The organism is Bradyrhizobium sp. USDA 372 (assembly GCF_053629095.1).
Genome location: NZ_JBRJHR010000001.1, coordinates 1,397,721 through 1,420,803, shown reverse-complemented (window position 1 = coordinate 1,420,803; position 23,083 = coordinate 1,397,721). Strand labels below are relative to the sequence as shown.

The 23,083-nt window shown below is 64.3% G+C and carries 25 protein-coding genes; 17 read left to right on the top strand and 8 right to left on the bottom strand.

Annotation, left to right across the window (positions count from 1 at the left end):
• Positions 1–32 precede the first annotated feature (32 nt).
• Positions 33–1,166, top strand: coding sequence for an acyl-CoA dehydrogenase family protein (locus AB7M16_RS07040; RefSeq protein ID WP_453943472.1), 1,134 nt, complete (start codon positions 33–35; stop codon positions 1,164–1,166).
• Between the two features lie 65 nt (positions 1,167–1,231).
• Complete coding sequence (locus AB7M16_RS07035) at positions 1,232–2,110, top strand: sulfurtransferase (RefSeq protein WP_453943471.1); 879 nt, start codon at positions 1,232–1,234, stop codon at positions 2,108–2,110.
• A 209-nt stretch (positions 2,111–2,319) separates the two neighbouring features.
• Here AB7M16_RS07035 and AB7M16_RS07030 read toward each other — a convergent pair whose 3' ends face one another.
• Positions 2,320–4,239 carry a sigma 54-interacting transcriptional regulator gene (locus tag AB7M16_RS07030; protein WP_453943470.1) on the bottom strand — a complete coding sequence of 640 codons (1,920 nt, stop codon included), beginning with the start codon at positions 4,237–4,239 and terminating at the stop codon, positions 2,320–2,322.
• A gap of 174 nt (positions 4,240–4,413) precedes the next feature.
• On the opposite strand from AB7M16_RS07030, the gene AB7M16_RS07025 reads away from it, so the two are divergent.
• From AB7M16_RS07025 to cynS, 4 genes are all read left to right on the top strand, one after another.
• Complete coding sequence (locus AB7M16_RS07025; RefSeq protein WP_453943469.1) at positions 4,414–5,793, top strand: CmpA/NrtA family ABC transporter substrate-binding protein; 1,380 nt, start codon at positions 4,414–4,416, stop codon at positions 5,791–5,793.
• A gap of 148 nt (positions 5,794–5,941) precedes the next feature.
• A complete protein-coding gene (gene ntrB, locus AB7M16_RS07020) occupies positions 5,942–6,781 on the top strand; it encodes a nitrate ABC transporter permease (protein ID WP_453943468.1) in 840 nt (279 codons plus the stop codon).
• A gap of 5 nt (positions 6,782–6,786) precedes the next feature.
• Positions 6,787–7,710: an ABC transporter ATP-binding protein gene (locus tag AB7M16_RS07015; RefSeq protein WP_453943467.1), complete on the top strand. Its 924-nt coding sequence runs from the start codon at positions 6,787–6,789 to the stop codon at positions 7,708–7,710.
• A 16-nt stretch (positions 7,711–7,726) separates the two neighbouring features.
• On the top strand, positions 7,727–8,215 hold the full coding sequence (gene cynS / locus AB7M16_RS07010) for a cyanase (RefSeq protein WP_025037304.1): 489 nt from the start codon (positions 7,727–7,729) through the stop codon (positions 8,213–8,215).
• 120 nt (positions 8,216–8,335) lie between these two features.
• Here cynS and AB7M16_RS07005 read toward each other — a convergent pair whose 3' ends face one another.
• Positions 8,336–8,659, bottom strand: a complete 324-nt coding sequence (locus tag AB7M16_RS07005; RefSeq protein WP_172782947.1) for a DUF1476 domain-containing protein — start codon at positions 8,657–8,659, stop codon at positions 8,336–8,338.
• A 320-nt stretch (positions 8,660–8,979) separates the two neighbouring features.
• Here AB7M16_RS07005 and purC point away from each other — a divergent pair, with 320 nt between their 5' ends.
• From purC to AB7M16_RS06990, 3 genes are read left to right on the top strand one after another with little or no spacing between them, the layout of a single operon-like run.
• Positions 8,980–9,747, top strand: a complete 768-nt coding sequence (purC, locus tag AB7M16_RS07000; protein WP_172782948.1) for a phosphoribosylaminoimidazolesuccinocarboxamide synthase — start codon at positions 8,980–8,982, stop codon at positions 9,745–9,747.
• 14 nt (positions 9,748–9,761) lie between these two features.
• A complete protein-coding gene (purS, locus tag AB7M16_RS06995; RefSeq protein WP_036012950.1) occupies positions 9,762–10,004 on the top strand; it encodes a phosphoribosylformylglycinamidine synthase subunit PurS in 243 nt (80 codons plus the stop codon).
• A 12-nt stretch (positions 10,005–10,016) separates the two neighbouring features.
• Positions 10,017–10,271 carry a hypothetical protein gene (locus AB7M16_RS06990; protein ID WP_172782949.1) on the top strand — a complete coding sequence of 85 codons (255 nt, stop codon included), beginning with the start codon at positions 10,017–10,019 and terminating at the stop codon, positions 10,269–10,271.
• A gap of 15 nt (positions 10,272–10,286) precedes the next feature.
• Here AB7M16_RS06990 and AB7M16_RS06985 read toward each other — a convergent pair whose 3' ends face one another.
• A complete protein-coding gene (locus AB7M16_RS06985) occupies positions 10,287–11,303 on the bottom strand; it encodes a magnesium and cobalt transport protein CorA (RefSeq protein WP_212258014.1) in 1,017 nt (338 codons plus the stop codon).
• 165 nt (positions 11,304–11,468) lie between these two features.
• Between AB7M16_RS06985 and purQ the strand changes: the two genes are divergently transcribed.
• A complete protein-coding gene (gene purQ / locus AB7M16_RS06980) occupies positions 11,469–12,170 on the top strand; it encodes a phosphoribosylformylglycinamidine synthase subunit PurQ (RefSeq protein ID WP_172782952.1) in 702 nt (233 codons plus the stop codon).
• A complete protein-coding gene (locus AB7M16_RS06975; protein WP_453943466.1) occupies positions 12,167–13,156 on the top strand; it encodes a tripartite tricarboxylate transporter substrate binding protein BugD in 990 nt (329 codons plus the stop codon). Before purQ ends, AB7M16_RS06975 begins: the two co-directional genes overlap by 4 nt.
• Before the next feature lie 48 nt (positions 13,157–13,204).
• Here AB7M16_RS06975 and AB7M16_RS06970 read toward each other — a convergent pair whose 3' ends face one another.
• Positions 13,205–13,603: a RidA family protein gene (locus AB7M16_RS06970; RefSeq protein ID WP_453943465.1), complete on the bottom strand. Its 399-nt coding sequence runs from the start codon at positions 13,601–13,603 to the stop codon at positions 13,205–13,207.
• A gap of 161 nt (positions 13,604–13,764) precedes the next feature.
• Between AB7M16_RS06970 and AB7M16_RS06965 the strand changes: the two genes are divergently transcribed.
• Both AB7M16_RS06965 and AB7M16_RS06960 read left to right on the top strand, forming a co-directional pair.
• Positions 13,765–14,334, top strand: coding sequence for a TetR/AcrR family transcriptional regulator (locus tag AB7M16_RS06965; RefSeq protein WP_212258018.1), 570 nt, complete (start codon positions 13,765–13,767; stop codon positions 14,332–14,334).
• Between the two features lie 170 nt (positions 14,335–14,504).
• Complete coding sequence (locus tag AB7M16_RS06960; protein ID WP_453943464.1) at positions 14,505–15,242, top strand: tetratricopeptide repeat protein; 738 nt, start codon at positions 14,505–14,507, stop codon at positions 15,240–15,242.
• 7 nt (positions 15,243–15,249) lie between these two features.
• Here the strand turns inward: AB7M16_RS06960 and AB7M16_RS06955 are convergent, their stop codons facing one another.
• Together AB7M16_RS06955 and AB7M16_RS06950 are read right to left on the bottom strand one after the other, a co-directional pair.
• On the bottom strand, positions 15,250–16,215 hold the full coding sequence (locus AB7M16_RS06955) for a DMT family transporter (protein ID WP_453943463.1): 966 nt from the start codon (positions 16,213–16,215) through the stop codon (positions 15,250–15,252).
• 74 nt (positions 16,216–16,289) lie between these two features.
• Positions 16,290–16,769, bottom strand: a complete 480-nt coding sequence (locus AB7M16_RS06950; protein ID WP_260371388.1) for a PaaI family thioesterase — start codon at positions 16,767–16,769, stop codon at positions 16,290–16,292.
• 184 nt (positions 16,770–16,953) lie between these two features.
• Here AB7M16_RS06950 and purL point away from each other — a divergent pair, with 184 nt between their 5' ends.
• Entirely contained in the window at positions 16,954–19,164 is a 2,211-nt protein-coding gene (purL, locus tag AB7M16_RS06945) for a phosphoribosylformylglycinamidine synthase subunit PurL (RefSeq protein ID WP_453943462.1), read from the top strand.
• Between the two features lie 121 nt (positions 19,165–19,285).
• On the opposite strand, the gene AB7M16_RS06940 is transcribed toward purL, so the two are convergent.
• Positions 19,286–20,473 carry an acyltransferase family protein gene (locus AB7M16_RS06940; protein ID WP_172782959.1) on the bottom strand — a complete coding sequence of 396 codons (1,188 nt, stop codon included), beginning with the start codon at positions 20,471–20,473 and terminating at the stop codon, positions 19,286–19,288.
• Between the two features lie 155 nt (positions 20,474–20,628).
• On the opposite strand from AB7M16_RS06940, the gene AB7M16_RS06935 reads away from it, so the two are divergent.
• Positions 20,629–20,802, top strand: coding sequence for a DUF1328 domain-containing protein (locus AB7M16_RS06935; protein ID WP_172782960.1), 174 nt, complete (start codon positions 20,629–20,631; stop codon positions 20,800–20,802).
• 124 nt (positions 20,803–20,926) lie between these two features.
• Here the strand turns inward: AB7M16_RS06935 and AB7M16_RS06930 are convergent, their stop codons facing one another.
• A complete protein-coding gene (locus tag AB7M16_RS06930) occupies positions 20,927–21,286 on the bottom strand; it encodes a DUF427 domain-containing protein (protein WP_260371385.1) in 360 nt (119 codons plus the stop codon).
• Between the two features lie 195 nt (positions 21,287–21,481).
• Between AB7M16_RS06930 and AB7M16_RS06925 the strand changes: the two genes are divergently transcribed.
• Positions 21,482–21,718 carry a BolA family protein gene (locus AB7M16_RS06925; protein ID WP_011088461.1) on the top strand — a complete coding sequence of 79 codons (237 nt, stop codon included), beginning with the start codon at positions 21,482–21,484 and terminating at the stop codon, positions 21,716–21,718.
• A gap of 41 nt (positions 21,719–21,759) precedes the next feature.
• Positions 21,760–22,953 carry a low temperature requirement protein A gene (locus AB7M16_RS06920; RefSeq protein ID WP_453947138.1) on the top strand — a complete coding sequence of 398 codons (1,194 nt, stop codon included), beginning with the start codon at positions 21,760–21,762 and terminating at the stop codon, positions 22,951–22,953.
• Positions 22,954–23,083 lie beyond the last annotated feature (130 nt).

Below are 23,083 nucleotides of genomic sequence, written 5' to 3'. Positions count from 1 at the left end.
GCGGCAATCAGGACAGGGTGCGGGAGACGATCATGGGTTCACTGGCTTTATCGCGGGCCGACGTTCTGGATCAGCCCGCACCGTCCATTGCGGGCGAGGTGGCGCGGATCGCGCGCGAAGAGCTCGCGCCGCTGGCCGCCGGCATCGACGACGGATCGGTCTATCCGGCCGAGGTGCTGCGCAAGTTCGGCGCGGTCGGAGCGTGGGGCAGCCACGTGCCGCACGAAGGCCCCGCCGATCTGCGCTGCGCGATCCAGGCGATGGCGGCGATCGGCGAGGTCTGCGGGGCGACGGCCTTCATGGCCTGGTGCCAGAACACGCTGGTGTGGTACGCGGCGAATTCCACCAATGTGAAGCTCGCCAAGCGCTTCGGCGATGCCTTCTCGACCGGTCGCGTGCTCGGCGGCACCGGGCTCTCCAATCCCATGAAGAGCTTTTTCGGCATCGAGAAGCTGAAGCTGAAGGGCCGCAAGGTCGAGGGCGGCTACATCGTGCGCGGTGCGCTGCCCTGGGTCTCCAATCTCGGCCCCGATCATTTCTTCGGCACTATCTTCGAGCGCGAGGACGAGCCGGGCATCGCAAGTGGCGAGCCCAGGACGGTCATGTTCCTGGCCGATTGCTCCGACCCGGCGATCACGCTGACACCGTGCAAGCCGTTCCTCGCCATGGACGGCACCGGCACTTATGGCGTGCAGTTCCGCGACGCTTTCGTGCCTGATGAGCTGATCCTCGCCGATCCCGCCGCGCCCTTCGTCAAGAAGATCCGCGCCGGCTTCATCCTGCTCCAGGCCGGCATGGCGCTCGGGGTGATCAAGGATTGCATCAACATCATGGACGAGGTCGACAATCCCCTCGGCCATATCAACCGCTATCTGCCGCAGCAGCCGGTGCACTTCCGCGAGCTCGCCGCCGAGCTCGAGGCCGAGGCCATGGCGCTGGCGCGCGATCCCTACAACGAGGAGGAGACCTACTGGCGCAAGGTGATCGCGCTGCGGCTTCGCGCCGGCGAAGCCAGCGTCGCGGCGGCGCATGCAGCGATGCTGCATTGTGGCGCCCGCGGCTACCTGAAGAGCCACCGCGCGCAGCGGCGTCTGCGCGAGGCCTATTTCGTCGCGATCGTCACGCCCGCCACCAAGCAGCTGCGCAAGATGCTCGCCGATTTCTGAGTTCCGAGCCTTAAAGTTTTTACGAGTCCACCCGAAGACCCACCAACCTCAACGGAGAGGCTGCCATGACTGACGTTCTGATCACTGCCGTCGAACTCGCCGATCTCTTGAAGACCGAGCCGTGTGTCGTGATCGACACCCGCAATCCCGATGCTTACGCCGCCGGGCACCTGCCGGGCGCCGTCAACGTGCATGAGATCTTCACGTTCCTGGCGACCTCGACGCCGGAAGGAATGGCCGAGCTCAAGACAAAATTCGCCGATGCGTTCGGTGGCGCGGGTCTCTCCGGCAAGGAGACCGCCGTCATCTACGAGCAGTCGATGAACTCCGGCTTCGGGCAGTCCTGCCGCGGCTATTACCTGCTCACCATGCTCGGCTATCCCAAGGTGAAGGTGCTGCATGGCGGCTTCGACGCCTGGTCGGCCGCGGGCTTCCCGGTGACCAAGGACGTGCCGACGCCGGCGAAGGCTTCGTTCGCGATCGTGCCGGAAGCCAGTGAGATCCTGATCGATGCCAAGACCATGCTCGGTGCCGTCGGCAAGCCGGGCATCGCGATCCTCGACGTGCGCGACGTCGACGAGTGGATCGGCGACAGCTCCTCTCCCTACGGCAAGGACTTCTGCCCGCGCAAGGGCCGCATCCCGGGTGCCGTGTGGCTGGAATGGTATCGGATGATGAAGCCGACCGCCGAGGGCCCGCGCTTCAAGTCCAAGGACGAGATTTTGGCCGAATGCGCCACCGTCGGCATCTCGCAGACGACGCCGGTCTATCTCTACTGCTTCAAGGGCGCGCGCGCCTCGAACACGTTCCTGGCGCTGAAGAACGCCGGCGTGAAGGACGTGCGGATGTATTTCGGCTCCTGGAACGAATGGTCGCGCGATCCCTCGCTGCCGATCGAGCAGGGCCTGCCGATCGCAGCTGACGTGACGACCAAGGCGGCGTGAGCCGCCAGTCGCCGCAGAGTTCGGTCCACCTCTCCCCAACGGGGAGAGGTCGGATTGCTATGGCGCGCAATTGCGCGCCTAAGCAATCCGGGTGAGGGGGCGCCGTACTCGGTGGGACTGAAACCCCTCACCCGGATCGCATCTTTCGATGCGATCCGACCTCTCCCTTCGGGAGAGGTGTTCTCCGTCTCACATCGATATGACCAAGACTATCCTGCTTTAGTGGCCCGCGGACGAGGCGTAATTCCCAGCGCCTTGATCCGCGAGGCCAGCGTGGTCGGCTTGATGTCGAGCATCTCGGCCGCGCCGCCGGGGCCGAACACTTTTCCGGCGCAGGCCTCGAGCGCGGCCAGGATGTTGGCGCGCTCGTGGTCGCGCATTTCCGACGACGTCATCACGGCGGAGCGCGCGTCGGCCTTCTGACGGGCGGCGCCGGTAGGTGCTTGTGCACCTGAAGTGTCCGGCAGATCGATGCGCAGGCGGCCGTTCTGCGACAGGATCGCAGCGCGCTCGATCACGTTCTGCAGTTCGCGGACATTGCCGGGCCAGTCGTAACGGGTCAGCCGCCGTGCATCGCCCTCCGACAGGCGCAAACTCGATTTCAGCGCCTTGCCCTCGCGCGTTAAAAAGTGCTGCGCGAGCAACGGAATATCCTCGCGCCGCTCGCGCAGGGGGACAGTCTCGATCGGGAATACGTTGAGGCGGAAGTAGAGATCCTCGCGAAAGCGGCCGCGCTGGACCTCCTGCTTGAGATCGCGATTGGTCGCGGCGATGACGCGGACGTCGACCGCGCGGGTGCGCTCCTGGCCGACGCGCTCGAAATGCCCCTCCTGCAACACGCGCAGCAGTTTGCCTTGCAGCTCGAGCGGGATCTCGCCGACCTCGTCGAGGAACAGCGTGCCGCCGTCGGCAAGCTCGAAGCGGCCGATGCGGTCGCGCGTTGCGCCGGTGAAGGCGCCGCGGACATGGCCGAAGAACTCGCTCTCGAACAGTTCGCGCGGGATCGCGGCGCAGTTGACGCGGATCAGCGGGCGGTCGCTGCGGGTGGAATCCTCATGGATGGCGCGGGCGATCAGCTCCTTGCCGGTGCCGGACTCGCCGGTGATCATCACAGCCGCGGTGGTCGGCGCCACCAGCTTGACCTGGCGCAGTGTCTTCTGGATCGCCTCGCTGCCGCCGATGATGCCGCGCGGATTGGTTTCGATGCGGATTTCCTCCTGGAGATAGGCGTTCTCCAGCTCGAGCCGCTCGCGCAGCCGGTCGACCTCGGCAAGGGCGGCGTGCAGCTTCTCGTCGGCCTCGCGGCGCTGGCTGACGTCGCGAAACACCACGACGGCGCCGACCACGACGCCGCGGTCGCGGATCGGCGTCGAGGTGTACTCGACCCAGGCGGGCGAGCCGTCCTTGCGCCAAAACACCTCGCCGTCGACCTGGTGCACGGCGCCGTCGCGGAACGCCGCATAGATCGGGCAATCATGATTGTGATAGTGCCGGCCGTCGTGGTGGGTGTGGTGGACGATCGGGTGGATCTCCTTGCCGACCAGCTCCTCGGCGGTCCAACCCAGCATCCGCTCGGCCGCGGGATTGACGAAGGTGGTCTTGCCTTCGGCGTTGACGCCATAGATGCCTTCGCCGGCGGCGCGCAGGATCAACTGGTTCTCGCGCTCGATGTCCTGGAATACGCGCTCGACCCGCTGCCAGGTCGAGATGCCGCCGCGCATATGGTCTTCGGCGGCGGCATCGACATTGCGCCGGCGGCGCGCTTCGAGATCGGTCAGCGTCAGCAGCAGCAGCGTGCGGCCGTCATGCGGCAGCAGGCAGCCGGCATATTCGAGCCGGAGATCTTGCCCGGTCGCGTGGCGGGGATTGAGCGCCGTGGTCCAGTAGGCGCCCTTGTGCAGCACGGCCTGGGTGAAGACGGTGAGGGCGGCAAGCTCGCCGGCGTGGAGCGTGCTGGCCCTGGTCTGCCGCAGCAGGGCGCGGTCGTAGCCGAGCAGGGCACAGGCGGCGGGATTGGCATCGACGATCTGGTCGCCGTAGGGATCGACCAGCAGTGTCGCTTCGACCGAGGATTCGAAGGCTGCGATGCGCGGGTCGATGACAGGGGCCACATCGTCGTGGACGGGCATTGGCGTCGTTGCCTTGCGAGATCTCGTAATTGAACTACGAGATTTCGTTTATCACGAGTTTTCGTAGCGGCCAAGCGCGGGTGAAAGTGCTGCGTCATCAAGGCACTGGCCGGCCGAAGGGGCATGGCATGCTCCTTGCGTAATTGCTCCTCGCAACGACGCGCAGGAGGGCCGATGTCCACGTTCGACAATCCGTTTGATCCCGATCGCAACCTTCGAGCCGGCTGTGTTTGCGGCCAGCATCGTTCCGCAGCTGAGCACGAGCAGGCGACGGCGCTGCACTGCGAACCGGTCGCAAGCGAAGAGAAGCGTTATGAGGGCGTGGTCGCTTCCGCCGTGATGCGCGCCCTGTTTCCGCAGGACGTGGCGCGGCGCGCTTTCCTGAAGTCGGTCGGTGCATCGACCGCGCTCGCGGCACTGTCGCAGTTCTTCCCGCTCAAGACGGCGACCGAGGTGTTCGCGCAAGCCGGCGCGCCCGAGAAGAAGGACCTCAAGGTCGGCTTCATCCCGATCACCTGCGCCACGCCGATCATCATGGCAGCGCCAATGGGCTTCTATGCCAAGCACGGCCTCAATGTCGAAGTGGTGAAGACCGCCGGCTGGGCCGTGATCCGCGACAAGACCATCAACAAGGAATACGACGCCGCGCATATGCTGGCGCCGATGCCGATCGCGATCTCGCTCGGTCTTGGCGCCAACGCCATTCCTTTCGCCGTGCCTGCAATCGAGAACATCAACGGGCAGGGCATCGTGCTCGCTACCAAGCACAAGGACAAGCGCGATCCGAAGGACTGGAAGGGGCTGAAATTCGCCATCCCCTTCGACTATTCCATGCACAATTACCTCTTGCGCTACTATCTGGCCGAGCACGGTCTCGATCCCGATACCGACGTGCAGCTGCGCTCGGTGCCGCCGCCGGAGATGGTCGCGAATTTGCGTGCCGACAACATCGACGGCTTCCTTGCGCCCGACAACATCTGCCAGCGCGCGATCTATGACGGCGTCGGCTTCATGCATCTGCTCTCCAAGGAGATCTGGGACGGCCATCCCTGCTGCAGCTTTGCCGCAAGCCGCGAATTCATCACGACGGCGCCGAACAGCTTCGCGGCGCTGACGCGGGCGATCGTCGATGCCACCGCCTACGCCTCGAAGGCGGAGAACCGCAAGCAGATCGCCGAGGCGATCGCGCCTGCGAACTACATCAACGCGCCGGTCACCGTGCTGGAGCAGGTTTTGACCGGGACCTATGCCGACGGCCTTGGTGGCGTGAAGACCGATCCCAAGCGCGTCGATTTCGATCCGTTCCCCTGGCAGTCCTTTGCGGTGTGGATGCTGACGCAGATGAAGCGCTGGGGCCAGATCAAGGGCGACGTCGATTACAAGGCGGTGGCCGAGCAGGCGTATCTGGCGACCGATACCAAGAAGCTGATGACCGAGATGGGGCTGACGCCGCCGGCGAGTGCCTACAAGTCGTTCGCGGTGATGGGGAAGAATTTCGATCCGGCGAAGCCGGAGGACTACGTCGCGAGCTTCAAGATCAGGAAGGCGTCGTGATGATGGGCACTCTTGTGTCCCGGACGCGATGCAGCACGCAGTGCTGCTTCGCAGGGCCGGGACCCAGTCCTGCCGCATGGGTCCCGGTTCTGCGTCGCATCGCTTCGCGCTGCGCCGCGCCCGGGACACGATACCGGGGATATGCATGATGACCACCTCCCTTCGCCTTCGCGCGGGCCTCGTCTCGATCGTGCTGCTCGCCGCCTTTCTCGGCATCTGGCATCTCGCCACGCGCTCCACTGCGCCGGTGACGACGATGAGCCCGGAATACGCCAAGCTGATGGGCCTCACGGCGACGCAAGGCAAATCGGCGATGCCCGGGCCGCTCGATGTCGGCGCAAAACTCTGGGAGCACCTGAAGCGGCCGTTCTACGACAACGGGCCGAACGACAAGGGGCTCGGCATCCAGCTCGCTTATTCCATCGCGCGCGTCGGCACCGGCTATCTGCTGGCCGTGCTAGTGGCGATCCCGCTCGGCTTCCTGATCGGGATGTCGCCGCTGCTGAGCAAGGCGCTCGATCCGTTCATCCAGGTCTTGAAGCCGATCTCGCCCTTGGCCTGGATGCCGCTCGCGCTCTACACCATCAAGGATTCCTCGGTCTCGGCGATCTTCGTCATCTTCATCTGCTCGATCTGGCCGATGCTGCTCAACACGGTGTTTGGCGTCGCGACCGTGCGCAAGGAATGGATCAACGTGGCGCGGACGCTGGAGGTCGGCACGGTCAGGCGCGCCTTCACCGTGATCCTGCCGGCAGCGGCGCCGACGATCCTGACCGGCATGCGCATCTCGATCGGCATTGCCTGGCTCGTGATCGTCGCGGCCGAGATGCTCGTCGGCGGCACCGGCATCGGCTATTTCGTCTGGAACGAGTGGAATAATTTGTCGATCACCAACGTCATCATCGCGATCCTCTTGATCGGGATCGTCGGCATGCTGCTCGACCAGATCCTGGCGCGCTTCACGCGCATGGTCACGTTTCCGGAGTAGAGGCGATGACCGACAAGTTCATCTCGATCGAAGGCATTGCCAAGCGCTATCCCGGCGCGGGCGGCGCGACGACCACCATCTTCGAGAACCTTTGGCTCTCGATGGCGCGCGGCGAGTTTGCCTGCGTGATCGGCCATTCCGGCTGCGGCAAGACGACGGTGCTCAACATCCTCGCCGGCCTCGATGCGCCGAGCGAGGGCGCGGTCATCGTCGACGGGCAGGCGATCTCGGGCACCAGCCTCGACCGCGCCGTGATCTTCCAGAGCCATGCGCTGCTGCCCTGGCGCACCGTGCTTGGCAACGTCAGCTATGCCGTCAGCTCGAAATGGCGGAGCTGGGACCGGGCCAAAGTCAAGGCGCATGCGCAAGAATTCATCGATCTCGTCGGACTCTCCGGCTCCGAGCACAAGCGTCCGTCGGAGCTGTCGGGTGGCATGAAGCAGCGCGTCGGCATCGCGCGGGCGCTGTCGATCACGCCGAAGATGATGCTGATGGACGAGCCGTTCTCGGCGCTGGACGCGCTGACGCGCGGCACGCTGCAGGACGAGGTGCGGCGCATTTGCCTGGAGACCGGGCAGACCGCGTTCATGATCACCCATGACGTCGACGAGGCGATCTATCTCGCCGACAAGATCTTCCTGATGACCAACGGTCCCGGCGCGGTGCTGGCGGAGGTGATCGAGAACCCCCTGCCGCGGGATCGCGGCCGCACCGATCTGCACCGCCATCCACTCTACTACGCGCTGCGCAACCACATCATCGATTTCCTGGTGACGCGCAGCAAGACCTTCACCACTGAAAGGCCCGATCACGATCCGCGCAACGTGCCGACGGTGCAGATCGGCAAACCCGGCCTTTCGATCGCATCGACCGGCGAAGAGCCGCGACAGACCTGGATGCCGGGGACAAATCCCGGATTGAGCGCCTAGCAAGGAGACCCCGACAATGAAGCGCGAAGACCTCACCGAGAAGCTGCTCGACATCAAGCGCGAGAAGGGCTGGAGCTGGAAGCACATCTGCGAAAAGATCGGCGGCTATTCCGAGGTTCTGATCGTCGGTGCGATCATGGGCCAGATGAAGCTGACAAAGCCGCAGGCGGCCAATGCCGGCGAGCTGTTCGGCCTGTCGAAGGCGGAAGTTGCCATGCTCAACGAGGTGCCGATGCGCGGCACCGGCACGCCGATGCCGCCGACCGACCCGCTGATCTACCGCTTCTACGAGATGGTGATGGTGAACGGCCCGGCCTGGAAGGCGCTGATCGAGGAGGAATTCGGCGACGGCATCATGTCGGCGATCGACTTCGACATGGGCATCGAGCGCGTCGCCAACCCCAAGGGCGACCGCGTCAAGATCACCATGAGCGGCAAGTTCCTGCCGTACAAATATTACGGCGCCAGCGGCAACGTGCCGGAATACGGCTTCAAGGAGGAGTGATTTGGTTTTTCCGTCGTTCCGGTCGGCGCGGCAGCGGCGATCCGGAATCTCGAGATTCTCAGGTGCGCAATTGCGCACCTGAGTTCGCGCCGTTGGAGCGCCCCGGAATGACGCTTAGCGTCATTTCCCCGCCTTCACCTCGGCGGCGGCAACCGCGAGCAGCTCGCTCATCTTGGCGCGAATCGCCTGCTCGGTGACGGCGACGTTCTTGGCGGCGAAATCGGCCGTCAGCTTGCGCAGGACGTCGGCATCGCCGGCCTCCTCGAAATCGGCCGCGACCACCTCCTTGGCATAGGCGGTGGCGGCATCGCCGGTGATGCCGAGCTTCTCGGCCGCCCACAGGCCGAGCAGCCGGTTGCGGCGGGCCTCCGCCTTGAACTTCTGCTCCTCGTCGAGGGCGTACTTCTTCTCGAAGCCTTCCTGGCGCTTATCGAACTCGCTCATACCTTGTTCCAAATCCTCGCTGAATGGAGCGGAGCCTTCCGTTGCGGCGACCCGGCTGCATGCCTACATAGATAGCACGAATCGGCAAAACAACGGGCCGTTAAGCCGCAGGCAAGACGGTATAAGTTGGCGCCGGACGGCCGGATCGATTGTGCTCGGACAGCCAATCGGATAGGTTGCCTGAGGCTTGGTTCCCGTTCTGTTTCCAAAGGGTTATCGATGGGTTCCTGGCCGTTCACGGCAGCTCCGCTGTGGGTCGTAATCCAAGTCAACCGGAGCACACCAAATTCATGGATTTCAACAAAACACGGTACATCCCCATGAGCCGTCGGCGTCGCATTTATGAAGGCAAGGCAAAGGTTCTTTACGAAGGCCCGGAGCCCGGTACCCTGATCCAGCACTTCAAGGACGACGCCACCGCGTTCAATGCGAAAAAGCATCAGGTGATCGAGGGCAAGGGTGTCCTCAACAACCGGATCTCAGAGTACCTGTTTCAGCACCTCAACGACATCGGGGTGCCGACCCATTTCATTCGCCGCCTCAACATGCGCGAGCAGTTGATTCGCGAGGTCGAGATCGTGCCCCTGGAAGTGGTGGTGCGGAACGTCGCCGCCGGCTCGCTGTCGCAGCGCCTCGGCATCGAGGAGGGCACGCAGCTGCCCCGCTCGATCATCGAATTCTATTACAAGAACGACCAGCTCAACGACCCCATGGTGTCGGAAGAGCACATCACCGCCTTCGGCTGGGCGACGCCGCAGGAGATCGACGACATCATGGCGCTCGCCATCCGCGTCAACGACTTCCTCACCGGCCTCTTCCTCGGCATCGGCATCCGCCTCGTCGACTTCAAGATGGAGTGCGGCCGCCTGTTCGAGAACGAGATGATGCGCATCATCGTCGCCGACGAGATCTCGCCGGACAGCTGCCGTCTGTGGGACATCAAGTCGAACGAGAAGCTCGACAAGGATCGTTTCCGCCGCGACCTCGGTGGTCTGCTGGAAGCCTATACGGAAGTTGCAAAGCGTCTCGGCATCCTCATGGAGAACGAGCGTCCCCAGGGCACCGGCCCGGTGCTGGTGAAGAGCTGAAGAGGACTTTTGACGTGAAGGCACGTGTCACCGTTACCCTGAAGACGGGCATCCTCGATCCGCAAGGCAAGGCCATCGAAGGCGCGCTGAAGTCGCTCGGCGTCGACGGCGTCGCCAGCGTCCGCCAGGGCAAGGTGTTCGACATCGAGCTCGCCGGCGCCGACAAGGCCAAGGCGGAGGCAGCACTGAAGGAAGCCGCCGACAAGCTCTTGGCGAACACCGTGATCGAGAATTATGCGATCGAGATGAAAGCGTAAGGAACAGGCCAAATGCCCGACGTGACGGCCGAGCTCATGTTCGAGGTGTTGAAGCCGATCCAGGCGCGACTGGCGCAGGTCGATGGCAAGATCGATGAGACGAAGCAGGAAATTCTGGCGTTGCGAACGTCCCAAAATGCCGCTCGCCAGGATGTCACGAGTGTCTTTCAGGAGATCGCGGCGGTTCATGCCACGCTGGTGAGGCATGAGGGCAGGCTTGACCGGATCGAGCGCAGGCTAGAACTGAACGAGGCGCCTGTTCGATAGCCTCGGTTCAGAGCGTCACAGCCATCCCACCCGCCGAAAGCGCCAGTACAGCGACCCGCAGGCGGTCAGCATGACGCCGAGCAGCATGAAGTAGCCGTACTCCCATTCCAGCTCCGGCATGTGCTTGAAGTTCATGCCGTAGATGCCGGCGAGCGCGGTCGGGATGGCGATGATGGCGAGCCAGGACGCGAGCTTCTTCGACACCGCGGTCTCGTGGGCCTGGCCGACCAGCAGGCTCGCCTCGAAGGCGAAGGCCAGCACCTCGCGCATGGAATCGATGCGCTCCTGGATGTTGCGGACATGGTCGGTGACGTCGCGGAACAGAGGCTGCATCGTCGCGCGCACCATCGACAGCTCATCGTGCTCGAGACGGCGGCAGACCTCCACCAGCGGCCCGATTGCGTTACGGAGCCGCAACAGGTCACGCCGCAGCATGTAGAGCCGCTCGATCTGCGTCTTGGTGATCGCGTGCGCGAGCACGTCGTCCTCGATCTTCTCGATCTCTTCGTGAATGCTTTCCAGCACGGGCGAGTAATTGTCGACGATGAAATCGAGGATGGCGTAGAGGATGTAATCCTCGCCGCGTGCGAGCGCCCGCGGGCAGCTCTCGCAGCGTTCGCGCACCGGCGTGTAGGATGTCGAAGCGCCGTGGCGCACCGAGACCAGATAGCCTTCGCCGACGAAGATGTGGGTCTCGCCGAAGGCAATGCGTCCCTCGACCAATTGCGCGGTGCGCGCGACGATGAACAGGGCCTCGCCATATTGCTCGATCTTCGGCCGCTGATGGGCGTGGTTGGCGTCCTCGATGGCGAGGTCGTGCAGGTCGAACTGCTTCTGCACCGCGCCGAGCAGCGCCATGTCGGGCTCGTGCAGCCCGATCCACACGACGTGGCCGGGCTTGGCTCGCCAACTCGAGGCCTCGCTGATGGCGATATTGGCGACGCGGCGGCCGTCGACATAAGCGCCGGCGGCGACGACGCCCTCGGTGGACACCGGTTCGGAGGGGAATGCGGGCAGCGACGGGACGTTCATGGCTTCAATCCCGGGCAAATCAAGTGACCAAAGCGAGTGGCTATGGCCTGTGTACAACGGCGCTCCGCCACGCTAGCACTGGTAAAATCTCCGTCAAATGGTTATGTCTGTTCACGAATTGGCCGGTCGGCCAGCCTCATTCCCAGCCGCGTCGGAACCTCTGCCATGAAAGCCGCCATTCTCGTCTTTCCCGGAATCAATCGCGAGCGCGACATGGCGCGCGCCCTGAGGCTGATCTCCGGCAGCGAGCCTGCAATGGTCTGGCACGCCGAGACCTCGCTGCCTGCGGGCACCGATCTCGTGGTCGTGCCCGGCGGCTTCTCCTACGGCGATTATCTGCGCTGCGGCGCGATTGCGGCACGCGCGCCGGTGATGGACGCGGTGCGCGACTATGCGGCCAAGGGCGGCCTCGTGCTCGGCGTCTGCAACGGTTTTCAGATCCTCTGCGAGTCCGGCCTCCTGCCGGGCGTCTTGATGCGCAATGCGCGGCTGAAATTCATCTGCCGCGACGTGCATCTGCGCGTCGAACGCTCCGACACGCCGTTCACCCGCGGCTACAATGCCGGTCAGGTGATCCGCGTGCCGGTCGCGCACGGCGAGGGCAATTACGAGGCGGACGAAGAGACCATCAAGCGGCTCGAAGGCGAGGGGCGGGTGCTCTATCGCTACTGCTCCGCCGATGGCGTGGTCGACGAGGCCGCCAACATCAACGGCGCGGCACATTCCATCGCCGGCATCGTCAACGACAGGGGCAACGTGCTCGGCATGATGCCGCATCCGGAAAACCACGTCGAAGACATCATGGGCTGCACCGACGGCCGCGGCCTGTTCGCCGGTCTCGCCCAGCATCTGGAAAAAGCCGCGTGATCTCGTTCCTGGTGAAGCGTGCTCTCGCCGCAGTCGCGGCGCTAACGTTCGCGACATTTTCAGTAGCGACTTGCGCATCCGCGCAAGATTATCCCAAGCGTCCCATCACCATGATCGTGCCGTTCGCGGCAGGGGGCACCTCGGACGTGATCGCGCGGGCGGTTGCCGAGCAGATGGGGATTGCGCTCGGTCAGACCATCGTGATCGAGAATGTTGCCGGCGCCGGCGGCTCGACCGCGCTGGCGCGGGCCGCCCGCGCCGAGCCTGACGGCTACACCATCGCGATCGGCAATGCCGGCACCAATGCGGCGACCTATACGATCTATCCAAAACTGCCGTTCACCCCTGAGTCCTTCGTGCCGATCGCGATGGTGGCGAAGACGTTCGGCATCATCGCGCTGCGCAAGGACTTTCCGGCGAAGGACCTCAAGGAGTTCATCGCCTATGCCAAGGCCAATCCGGGCAAGATCAATCTCGGCCATGCCGGCGTCGGCTCCTCCAACTATCTGATCTGCAAGAGCTTCGTCACATCAGCGGGGATCGATGCGACGCTGGTCGGCTATCGCGGCGCCGCGCCGGCACTGACTGACGCGATCGGCGGCCAGATCGACGGCGTCTGCGACGCGGCCGCCTCGGTGTCCCAAGCAATCAACGACAAGCTGGTGAAGGGCCTCGTGGTCGGCTCGACCGTTCGGCTCGCGACGCTGCCGGATCTGCCGACCTCGGCGGAAGCAGGCCTGCCCGAGTTCGAGGCGCAGGGCTGGAACGGCCTGTTCGCGCCCAAGGGCACGCCGCCGGCCGTCCTCGCCAAGCTGAATGCGGCGGCACGCACGGCCGTCGAGACCGAGGCGGTGAAGAAGCGCTTCGCCGATCTGTCGACCGTTGCCCCCGATGCCGACGAGCATACGCCGGAAGTGCTGCAAAAGCTCGTGACGCGTGACGTCGAGAAGTACCGCAAGATGCTGGCAGACGACGCCAACAAGTAGCCTGCCCAAGGAGCCTGGCGGCGGCCGGCGTATGGCCGCCCAAAAGGCTTACTGGAGCACAGGAATGCGGGCGATGACCTTGATCTCGAAGTCGAAGCCAGCAAGCCAATTCACGCCGACGGCCGTCCAGTTCGGATAGGGCGGATCGCCGATCTCCTCGGTGCGAACGGCCATCACCGTCTCGATCTGGCTCGCCGGATCGGTGTGAAACGTGGTGACGTCGACGACATCGTCCAACGTGCATCCACCAGCTGCGAGCACGGCACGCAAATTGGCGAACGCGCGCCGGACCTGGTCCTCGAACACCGGCTCGGGCGAGCCGTCCTCGCGGCTGCCGACCTGCCCCGACACGAAGAGCAAGTCACCGGAGCGGATCGCCGCGGAATAGCGATGCACTTGATAGAGTGCGTGGCGGTTTGCGGGGAAGATTGCCTCTCGCTGGGGCATGGCAGGAGCCTTTCAATCGATGGATGGGGGCGGATGGAACGTGGGCGTTCCATGGGTGGCGTTTCGCGGCATTTTCAGATACGTTTCGTATGTCAGATATCATTCACATACGAGGCGTATGTCAAGGGGGTCGAGTGGCAAAGGGGAAGCGCGCCGCGGCCATGGCGGAAAATCGGGCCAAGCTCATCCGCGCCGCCCGCGAGGCATTCGCCACGCAGGGCTATGCGGCCGCGTCGATGGACGACCTCACTGCCGCCGTCGGTCTGACGCGGGGCGCGCTGTATCACAACTTCGAAGACAAGAAGGGGCTGCTCTGGGCCGTCGTCGAGCAGATCGATGGGGAGATGGCGGAGCGGCTCCGCATCGCCCGGGAGCAAGCGCCCAGCCTGTGGCTGGGCCTGCTCGCGGAGGGAAGCGCCTATATCGAAATGGCGCTCGACCCCGAGATCCAGCGCATCATGCTTCTGGATGGACCTGCCGTGCTCGGCGATCCCTCCAAATGGCCCGGCGAGAACGCCTGTCTCGACATCACCATGCGAACGATCCGCGCGCTGATCGAGCAGGGGGTCGTGAAGCCGGTCGACGTCGAAGCGGCGGGGCGGTTGCTGAACGGCGCTGCGCTCAGCGCCGCGTTGTGGGTCGCGGCCGCCGACGATCCCAAGAGTGTGTTGAGCAAGGCCGTTGATGCGTTTCGAGAGCTGGCGAGTGGATTGCTGCGCGAGGCGGTTTGAGCGTGAGGCTCGTGAACCTGCATCGCGTTTGAGACGACTGACTCCTCGTCACCATCACGGCGCGCATCCAGCTTCGCTGACTTTTGCGGGTTGAGGCAACTCAAAGTTGTTTCATTGCATCGATCGCGATATCAGGAAGCGGCGCTGTCGTTGTGCTTTCCGGATGTCACATGCCCGTCGCTTTGGTCGTTCTGCTGCTCGATATCACGCTGATCTATCATGCCTCGCGAACCGGACGGTTGCGGCTCTGGGCCTTCATCATCCTGCTGGTGCCGATGATGGGCGCGATTGCCTATATCGCGGTCGAGCTCATTCCCGAATGGTTTTCCAGCCCCGGTGCACGGCAGGCGCGCCAGCGTGTCGCCAATCGTCTCGATCCCGAGAAGCGCTATCGCGAGCTGTCCGACCGGCTGGCCGGCACCGACACCATCGCCAACCGCGCGGCGCTGGCGGACGAGTGCGCAAATATCGGCCGGTTTGCCGAAGCGGAAGCGCACTACGATCACATCCTGAAGCTGCCCATGGGCCACGATCCCGCCTATGCGCTGCGCAAGGCGCAGGCGCAATTTGGCGCCAGCCGCCCGGCCGATGCGCTCGCCACGCTGGACGATCTGCAGAAGCAATGGCCCGACTTCGATTCCGCCGATGCGCATCTGCTCTATGCCCGCGCGCTCGCCGAGGTCGGACGTCTCGACGAGGCGCTGGAGGAATACCACGCGCTCGCCGGCTACTTCCCCGGCGCCGAAGCGCGGGTGCGCTACGGCATGCTGCTGCAAACGGTCGGCCGCACCACTGAAGCGCGCATGGTCTTCAACGAGCTGCTGATCCAGATGCGCCGCGCGCCGAAATATCTGCGCAAGGCGCAGGCGGAATGGCTGTCGATCGCGGAGAAGCAGCTGTCGACCTAGCCGCTCGCTAGCGCCACTTCAGCCGCTCCGCCGGCACCGTCATGGCCGCAACGCCCGCCATCACCAGCACCAGCCCCAGCGCGAGGTTCGACGGCACGCTCTCGCCGAGCAGCAGCACCGAGAGGCCGACGCCGATCGGGATGCGCAGATAGCCTTGCGCGTTGGTCGTGAGCGTGCCGAGCCGGCCGAGGCAGATGTAGAACAGCATCAGGCCGAGAGCACTGGAGACGATGCCCATGACGATCGTGGCCACGATCGCGGTGGGCGTCGGCTGCAGCGTCCAGGGCTGGTCGATGATCAGCGCGGGCGGCAGCAGCACGAGGCCGCCGAACAAGAGCGAACCTGCCGCCACCACCATCGGGTCGTATTCGGACAGGCGGAGGCCGAAGATCGTCGCGCAGGCAAAGGAAATGGTGGCAAGCAGGATCGCGATCTCGGCAATGATCTCGCTACCGAAGCCGCGTAGCGCATCGAGCCCGACGATAGCGACGGTGCCGGCGAGTCCCAAAATCGCGCCGGCGAGCTTGAGCAGCGTCGCCGGCTCGTGCCGCGTGATCAGCGAGGTGATCAGGAAGGCGAAGATCGGCGTGGTCGAGGCCAGCACCACCGTGTTCGAGGCCGGCACATATTGCTGCGACCACGTGATGATCAGGAACGGGACGGTCGAGTTGATCAATTGCTGGGTTGCGAACAGCTTCCAGGCTTTCGCCTCGGTGGGGATCCTGGTGCCGCGCATCCACAGGATCGCGAACAGGAAGGCGGCGGCAATCAGCGAGCGCGCCGAGATGAAGGTGATGGGCGGGATGGTGGGGAGCGCCAGCTTGGCTAGCGGATAGGTCGAGCTCCAGCAGCAGGCGAGCGCAAGCAGCAGCGCATAGTCGCGCCAGCTGTGCGCACCTTTGGCGGCCATGGATGGCAACGGCGCTGATGCGGCCGGCCTCGCGCGGCCCGCCTCGGATGTGCTCTGCGGCACCTTGTTCTGCTCCCCGGCGCCAAAAGCGCTTGCCGGAAGTCTGGGCGAGGGTGCGCGAAAAGGGAAGCGTCGAGCTATGCGTCTGGCTGCGGGAGTGCCTTCCGCTTCATCCGCTTGATCGTGCCGGAAAAGGTCAGCAGCAGCCGCTCGCCGGACATCATCTTGCCGCGCAGGAAGATCAGCGAACCGCCGGCGCGGGTGACCTCGCCGGTGCATTCGATCAGCTCGCCCTCGCGTGCCGCGTCGAGGAATTCGCAGGCGAAATTGGTCGTCACCGCCCGGCTGTCCAGGACATGGGTGGCGATCGCAAACAGCGAATAGTCGGCGAAGGCCATGTAACAGCCGCCATGGACGTTCCCGGAGCCGTTGAGATGCTTCTTCTCGACCCGGAAGGCGCTGCGGACGCTGCCGTCTGCCTCGATCCGGTGCCAGAAGGGGCCGACATGGGACTCAAAACTGTCGCGAATCCAGGTCCGCCAGCCCACAAATTCGCCTTCGGTGGCGACATGGAGCTCGGGGCGGCGCGGCGGGGGCGCTTTGGTCAATTCGTGCAAGGAAATAGGCCTTCAATTGCGGGTCTTTAGACCTTAAATCCGATCCGACCGCGCCGTGCAATTCCCGTTCCCGCGGGCTCCCGGCGCAAAACGTGGGACAGCGGGAAAATGCGCCATAAAGGGCTTTTCGAAGCCGTCCGATGTTCCTAAGAACGGCCAAACCGCCGCCGAAAGCCTCGAATCCATGAAGAATGAACCCAAGATCACCCCCGAGCTGGTTGCCGCCCACGGGCTCAAGCCCGACGAGTATGAGCGAATCCTGAAGCTGATCGGGCGGGAGCCGACCTTCACCGAGCTCGGCATCTTCTCGGCGATGTGGAACGAGCACTGCTCGTACAAATCCTCGCGCATCCATCTGCGTGGCCTGCCGACCAAGGCGCCCTGGGTGATCCAGGGCCCCGGCGAGAATGCCGGCGTGATCGACATCGGCGATGGCCAGGCCGTGGTCTTCAAGATGGAGAGCCACAACCACCCGAGCTATATCGAGCCGTACCAGGGCGCGACCACCGGCGTCGGCGGCATTTTGCGCGACGTCTTCACCATGGGCGCGCGTCCCATCGCCTGCCTCAATGCGCTCAGCTTCGGCGCGCCCGAGCATCCGAAGACGCGGCATCTCGTCTCCGGCGTGGTGGCGGGCGTCGGCGGCTACGGCAATTCCTTCGGCGTGCCGACGGTCGGCGGGCAGGTGCGCTTCCACACTCGCTACGACGGCAACATCCTCGTCAATGCCATGGCGGTGGGTCTCGCCGATGCCGACAAGATCTTCTATGCGGCGGCCTCCGGCGTGAACATGCCGATCGTCTATTTGGGCTCCAAGACCGGCCGCGACGGCATTCACGGCGCCTCGATGGCCTCGGCCGAGTTCGACGACAAGTCCGAGGAGAAGCGTCCGACTGTGCAGGTCGGCGATCCCTTCGCCGAGAAGCTGCTGCTCGAAGCCTGCCTCGAGATCATGGAAAAGGGCTGCGTCATCGCGATCCAGGACATGGGCGCAGCGGGCCTGACCTGCTCGGCGGTGGAGATGGGCGCCAAGGGCGACCTCGGCGTCGACCTCGACCTCGATGTGGTGCCGACCCGCGAGACCGGCATGAGCGCCTACGAGATGATGCTCTCGGAGAGCCAGGAGCGCATGCTCATGGTGCTCAAGCCCGAGAAGGAGAAGGAAGCCGAGGCGATCTTCAAGAAGTGGGGTCTCGACTTCGCCGTCGTCGGCTACACCACGCCGAGCAAGCGTTTCGTGGTCAAGCATGGTGGCGACGTCATGGCCGATTTGCCGATCAAGGAGCTCGGCGACGAGGCACCGGTCTATGACCGGCCGCATGTCCCCTCGGCCGCGTTGCCGGTCGTGCATGCCCGCGACGTGCCGGCGCCGATGGCCTTAGGTAGCGCGCTGGAGAAGCTGATCGGCACGCCCGATATGTGCTCTAAGCGCTGGGTCTGGGAGCAGTACGACCACGTCATTCTCGGCAACACCATGCAGCGTCCGGGCGGCGATGCCGCCGTGGTGCGCGTGCAGGACGGGCCGAAGGGCCTCGCGCTCACCGTCGACGTCACGCCGCGCTATTGCGAGGCCGATCCTTATCAGGGCGGCAAGCAGGCGGTCGCGGAAGCCTGGCGTAACATCACGGCGGTCGGCGGCAAGCCGCTCGCGATCACCGACAATCTCAACTTCGGCAACCCTGAGCGGCCCGAGATCATGGGCCAGTTCGTCGGCTGCCTGAAGGGCATCTCGGAAGCCTGCCGCACGCTGGACTTCCCGGTCGTGTCCGGCAACGTCTCGCTCTACAACGAGACCAATGGCCGCGCGATCCTCCCGACACCCTCGATCGGCGGCGTCGGCCTGCTCGACGATTTCACCAAGTCTGCCTCGCTCGCCTTCAAGGCCGAGGGCGAAGCGATCCTCCTGATCGGCGAGACCCACGGCTGGCTCGGCCAGTCCGTCTATTTGCGCGACATCTGCGGCCGCGAGGAGGGCGCACCGCCGCCGGTCGATCTCGCCGCCGAGAAGCGCAACGGCGACGTCGTGCGCGGCATGATCCATGCGGGCACTGCGACTGCGGTGCACGATCTCTCCGACGGCGGTCTCCTGATCGCGCTGGCCGAGATGGCGATGGCGGGCGGCATCGGCGCCAAGCTGCTGGCGGCGCCGACCGCGCTGGTGCCGCAGGCCTATTGGTTCGGCGAGGACCAGGCGCGCTATCTCGTCACCGTGCCGGAAACCGAAGCCGGCCGCGTGCTCGCCAAGATGCGCGGCTGCGAGGTGCCCTGCGTGCGGATCGGCACCACCGGAGGCGATGCCATCGCGATCGCCGGCGAGGCGCCGGTGACGATCGACAGCTTGCGCAAATCGTTCGAGTGCTGGCTGCCGGAGTACATGGGCGGCAAGGCGGCCTGAACTGCTGCCACACACTCCGTCATTGCGAGCGTAGCGAAGCAATCCAGAATCTCACTGCTGAGGCAGTCTGGATTGCTTCGTCGCAAGTGCTCCTCGCAATGATGGGCGGAGAGGCTATGCCTCACAACACCTTCGACGCGCCCGGGATCTGCCGCAACGCTCGCGTCAGCGCCCAGCTCGCCGCGACAGTCAGCACAAACCCGATCGTGGCCTTGACGATCGCCGGCAGGTCATAGTCGAACAGCCAGTATTGCAGCCACAGTGCGATCGGATAGTGCACCAGGAACATGCCGAACGCGTCGCCCTGCATTGGATCGAGCAGCCTGGCTGAGCCTGATTGCTTGAACCTCTGGAAAAAGGCCAGGATCAGAAACATGATGGCCACGCTGAAGACAGTGAAGCAGATGGCATAGAGCGCTTCATACCAGTCCGGCAACGGTGACGGGTTGCCCAGTATTTCGCGCTTGATGAAGATCAGCCCCCACAAGAGGCAGTACGGAACGATCGCCAGGACCATCCAGTCCCAGCTGACCTTTGCCATGCGGCCGTCGACAGCGAGCAGCCCGCGATCCATTTGCGCAACGCCGATGCCGGCACCGAAAAAGAAGTAGGTCGCATAGAGCATCACGCGCCCGTGCTGGACCGAGAACGGCCCGAACTCGAACCAACTGCTATGCCCGTAGCGAACCAGCCCGGGAATGTAGAACGCCGCGGTGACGGCCAGCATGACCGCGAAGAACACCGCGGGCCGGCGGCGACCATGTAGCGAGAGGCGATTGATCGGATCGAGCAGATTGGGCGACAGCCGGTGCAGCAGGCAGGCAACCAGGTCGAAGGCGAACAAGACCCAAAGGAACCAGATCGGCCCGCTCGGCCACGGGCCCTTCGTGACCATATTCCACCAGAATTCCGAAAAGCCGATCTCGGGATGCTGCCGCAGGGAGATCGCGTAATAGGCGACCGGAATGATCGTAAAGGCGCAGATCGCGAAGGGTAAGCCAAGCCGAAGCAGGCGATCTGCCAAATAGCCCCGCACTCCCTTCCGGGCGATTCCAGACCAGGCGAACAGCCCCGACAGGAAGAAGAACATCGCCATGAAGAAACTGTCGGTGGCGAGCACGATCATGTCGAAACCGAAGAAATATGTCGGATCGGTATGACCGAAATAGGTATAGGGGATCACCGCGTGATGCAGCAGCACGACCAGAGTGAGGAAGGTGCGGGCGCGATCGATCGCCAAATTGCGCACCTTGCTCTGCGGCGCGGCATGCACCTCTGCGCCGATCGTCGCTGAATGTGACATCGTCATCGTGGCCGCCCCGATCCTGATTCCGGCTGGACTGTGCCGCCGGGAACTCGATTCAGCAAGAGCCTGGACTCCCTTTAGGAACCAGTTCCGCGCAGCGAAGTTAGCGTCCGCCGAAAACGGCGAAGGCCGTGAGAAGCGGCAGTTCGGAGCTGGCGATGACGATCCTCAAATGGGCGCTGATCTTCCTACTTGTCTCGATCGTGGCCGGCGTGCTCGGCTTTACCGGCATCTCGGCCGCCTCGGCCGACGTCGCCCGCTTCCTGTTCTACGTCTTCGTCGTGATCTTCCTGGTGCTGCTGATATTGGGACTCACGATCTTCAGGGCGTAGCTGATTTCATTCGTCATTCCAGGGCGGTCCGAAGGACCGAACCCGGAAGCTCGAGATTCCCGGTGCGCAATTGCGCACCTGAGGTCTGGTCCCTCGGACCATCCCGGAATGACAACATCGAGAGCTACCCCACTTCCTCGATCTTCACCTTGTCCGGATAAAACGCCAGATGGCCTGAAATCTCCGTCATCGCGGGGAAGGGCGTCTCGTAGGTCCAGATCGCGTTGTCCAGCGTCTTGCCGTCGGCCTTGACGCTGTAATAGTTCGCGTCCCCCTTGTAGGGGCAATGGGTCACACGGTCGGTACGCTCCAACAGGGCCATGTTGGTGTCCTCCCGCGGCACATATTGCACCGCCGGATATCTGGCCTCCTTCAAGGTCAGCGCCTTGCTGGTCTCGGCGATCACGATGTCGCCCGCGGTGACGCGGACGCGCCTCGGGTTTGGGGTGATGGTGATCGGGTGGTCGGGGCCTGGAAGCTTCATGATTTCACGCCTTTTCGATCAATCTGCCGCGCGCGGCACTTTGTCGTGCCTTTGTCCTGATGGGATCAGGGATATAGTGCCGGAAAGCGTGACGTAGAAGTCCGTTCACGCTAAGTTTGGCCTTGCCGGCGAGGGGACCCCGGCAGCGAATCGATGATGAGGCTGCTGTGCAGCCAAATAAGGAGCAAGACCCGAATGCCCATGGACGCCCACGATATCGAGGCGATGATCAAGGCAGCGATCCCCGATGCCGAGGTGACCATCCGTGACCTCGCCGGCGACGGCGACCACTATGCCGCGACCGTGATCTCGGAATCCTTCCGCGGCAAGTCGCGCGTCCAGCAGCACCAGATCGTCTACCAGTCCCTGCGTGGCCAGATGGGCGGCGTGCTGCACGCGCTGGCGCTGCAAACCGGCGTACCAGGTACCTGACGAAGCTGCACCTGACCTGACCAGCGCCACGGGGGACGATGATGGCTGCGGACAATCCGCACGGCGCGATGTTCCGCGTCATCACGCCGAACCAGCACAGCCGCGTCACCAATGCCGAGCTGTTCTTCGACCTCGTCTTCGTCTTCGCCGTCACGCAGATCTCTCACGCGCTGCTGCACCATTTCACGCCGCTCGGCGCGGTGCACGTCGGGGTGCTGTTTCTCGCGGTGTGGTGGGTCTGGGTCTTCACCGCCTGGGTCACCAACTGGCTCAATCCCGAGCTGACGCCGGTCCGGCTGCTGCTGTTTGCGATGATGCTGGGCGGCCTCGTGCTGTCGACCACGATTCCGACCGCCTTCGAGGGGCGTGGCCTGTGGTTCGCCATTGCTTACGCGGCCATGCAGGTCGGACGTACCGCGTTCTGGCTGTTCGCAACGCCGGCGCACAGGACCCTGGTGCGGCACAACGCGATCCGCATCCTGGTCTGGCTCTCCGTCTCCGCGATCTTCTGGATCCTCGGCGGCCTCGCCCATGACGAGGCGCGGCTGTGGTTCTGGATCGCCGCCCTGACGATCGAATACATCTCGCCCGCGGCCCGCTTCTGGGTCCCCAGGCTCGGCTTCTCGTCGGTCGAGGCCTGGGCCGTCGAGGGCGGCCACATGGCCGAGCGCTGCTCCCTGTTCGTCATCATTGCGCTCGGCGAGGCGGTCGTCGTCAACGGCGCGACCTTCGCCGAGCTGGAATGGACCGCGGCCAACATCCTGGCCTTCGTCTCGGCACTGGTCGGTGCCATCGCGATGTGGTGGGTCTATTTCCACAAGGGCGCCGAAGCCGGGTCCGAGTGGATCTCGAAGTCCACCGAATCCGGCCGTCTGGCGCGGCTCGCCTACACCTATCTGCACCTGCCGATCGTTGCCGGCATCATCCTGACGGCGGTGTCGGACGAGCTGGTGCTGAAGCATCCGACCGGCCATTCCGACATTCGGACGGTTTTGAGCACGATCGGCGGCCCGCTGGTGTTTCTGGTCGGCACCATCCTGTTCAAGCACTCGGTCCGCGGCTTCCTCCAGCTTTCGCACGGCATCGGCATCATCCTGCTGCTGGTGCTGTGGTGGTTCGCGTCGGAACTGTCGCCGCTATGGCTCTCGATCGCGACGAGCGCGATCATGATCGTGGTGGCGGTGTGGGAATCGGTGTCGCTGGGGGCGAAGGTGGAGGAGGCCGAGGAGCGTTGAACGCGGACCTGCGCAAGCGCCTCGTCCTTCGAGACGACCGCTCCGCGGTCTCCTCAGGATGAGGCTCATCAGCATCGGTGCACGTTGAAACTGTCGCCGCACAGTCGGTCCTCATCCTGAGGGCCCGCCT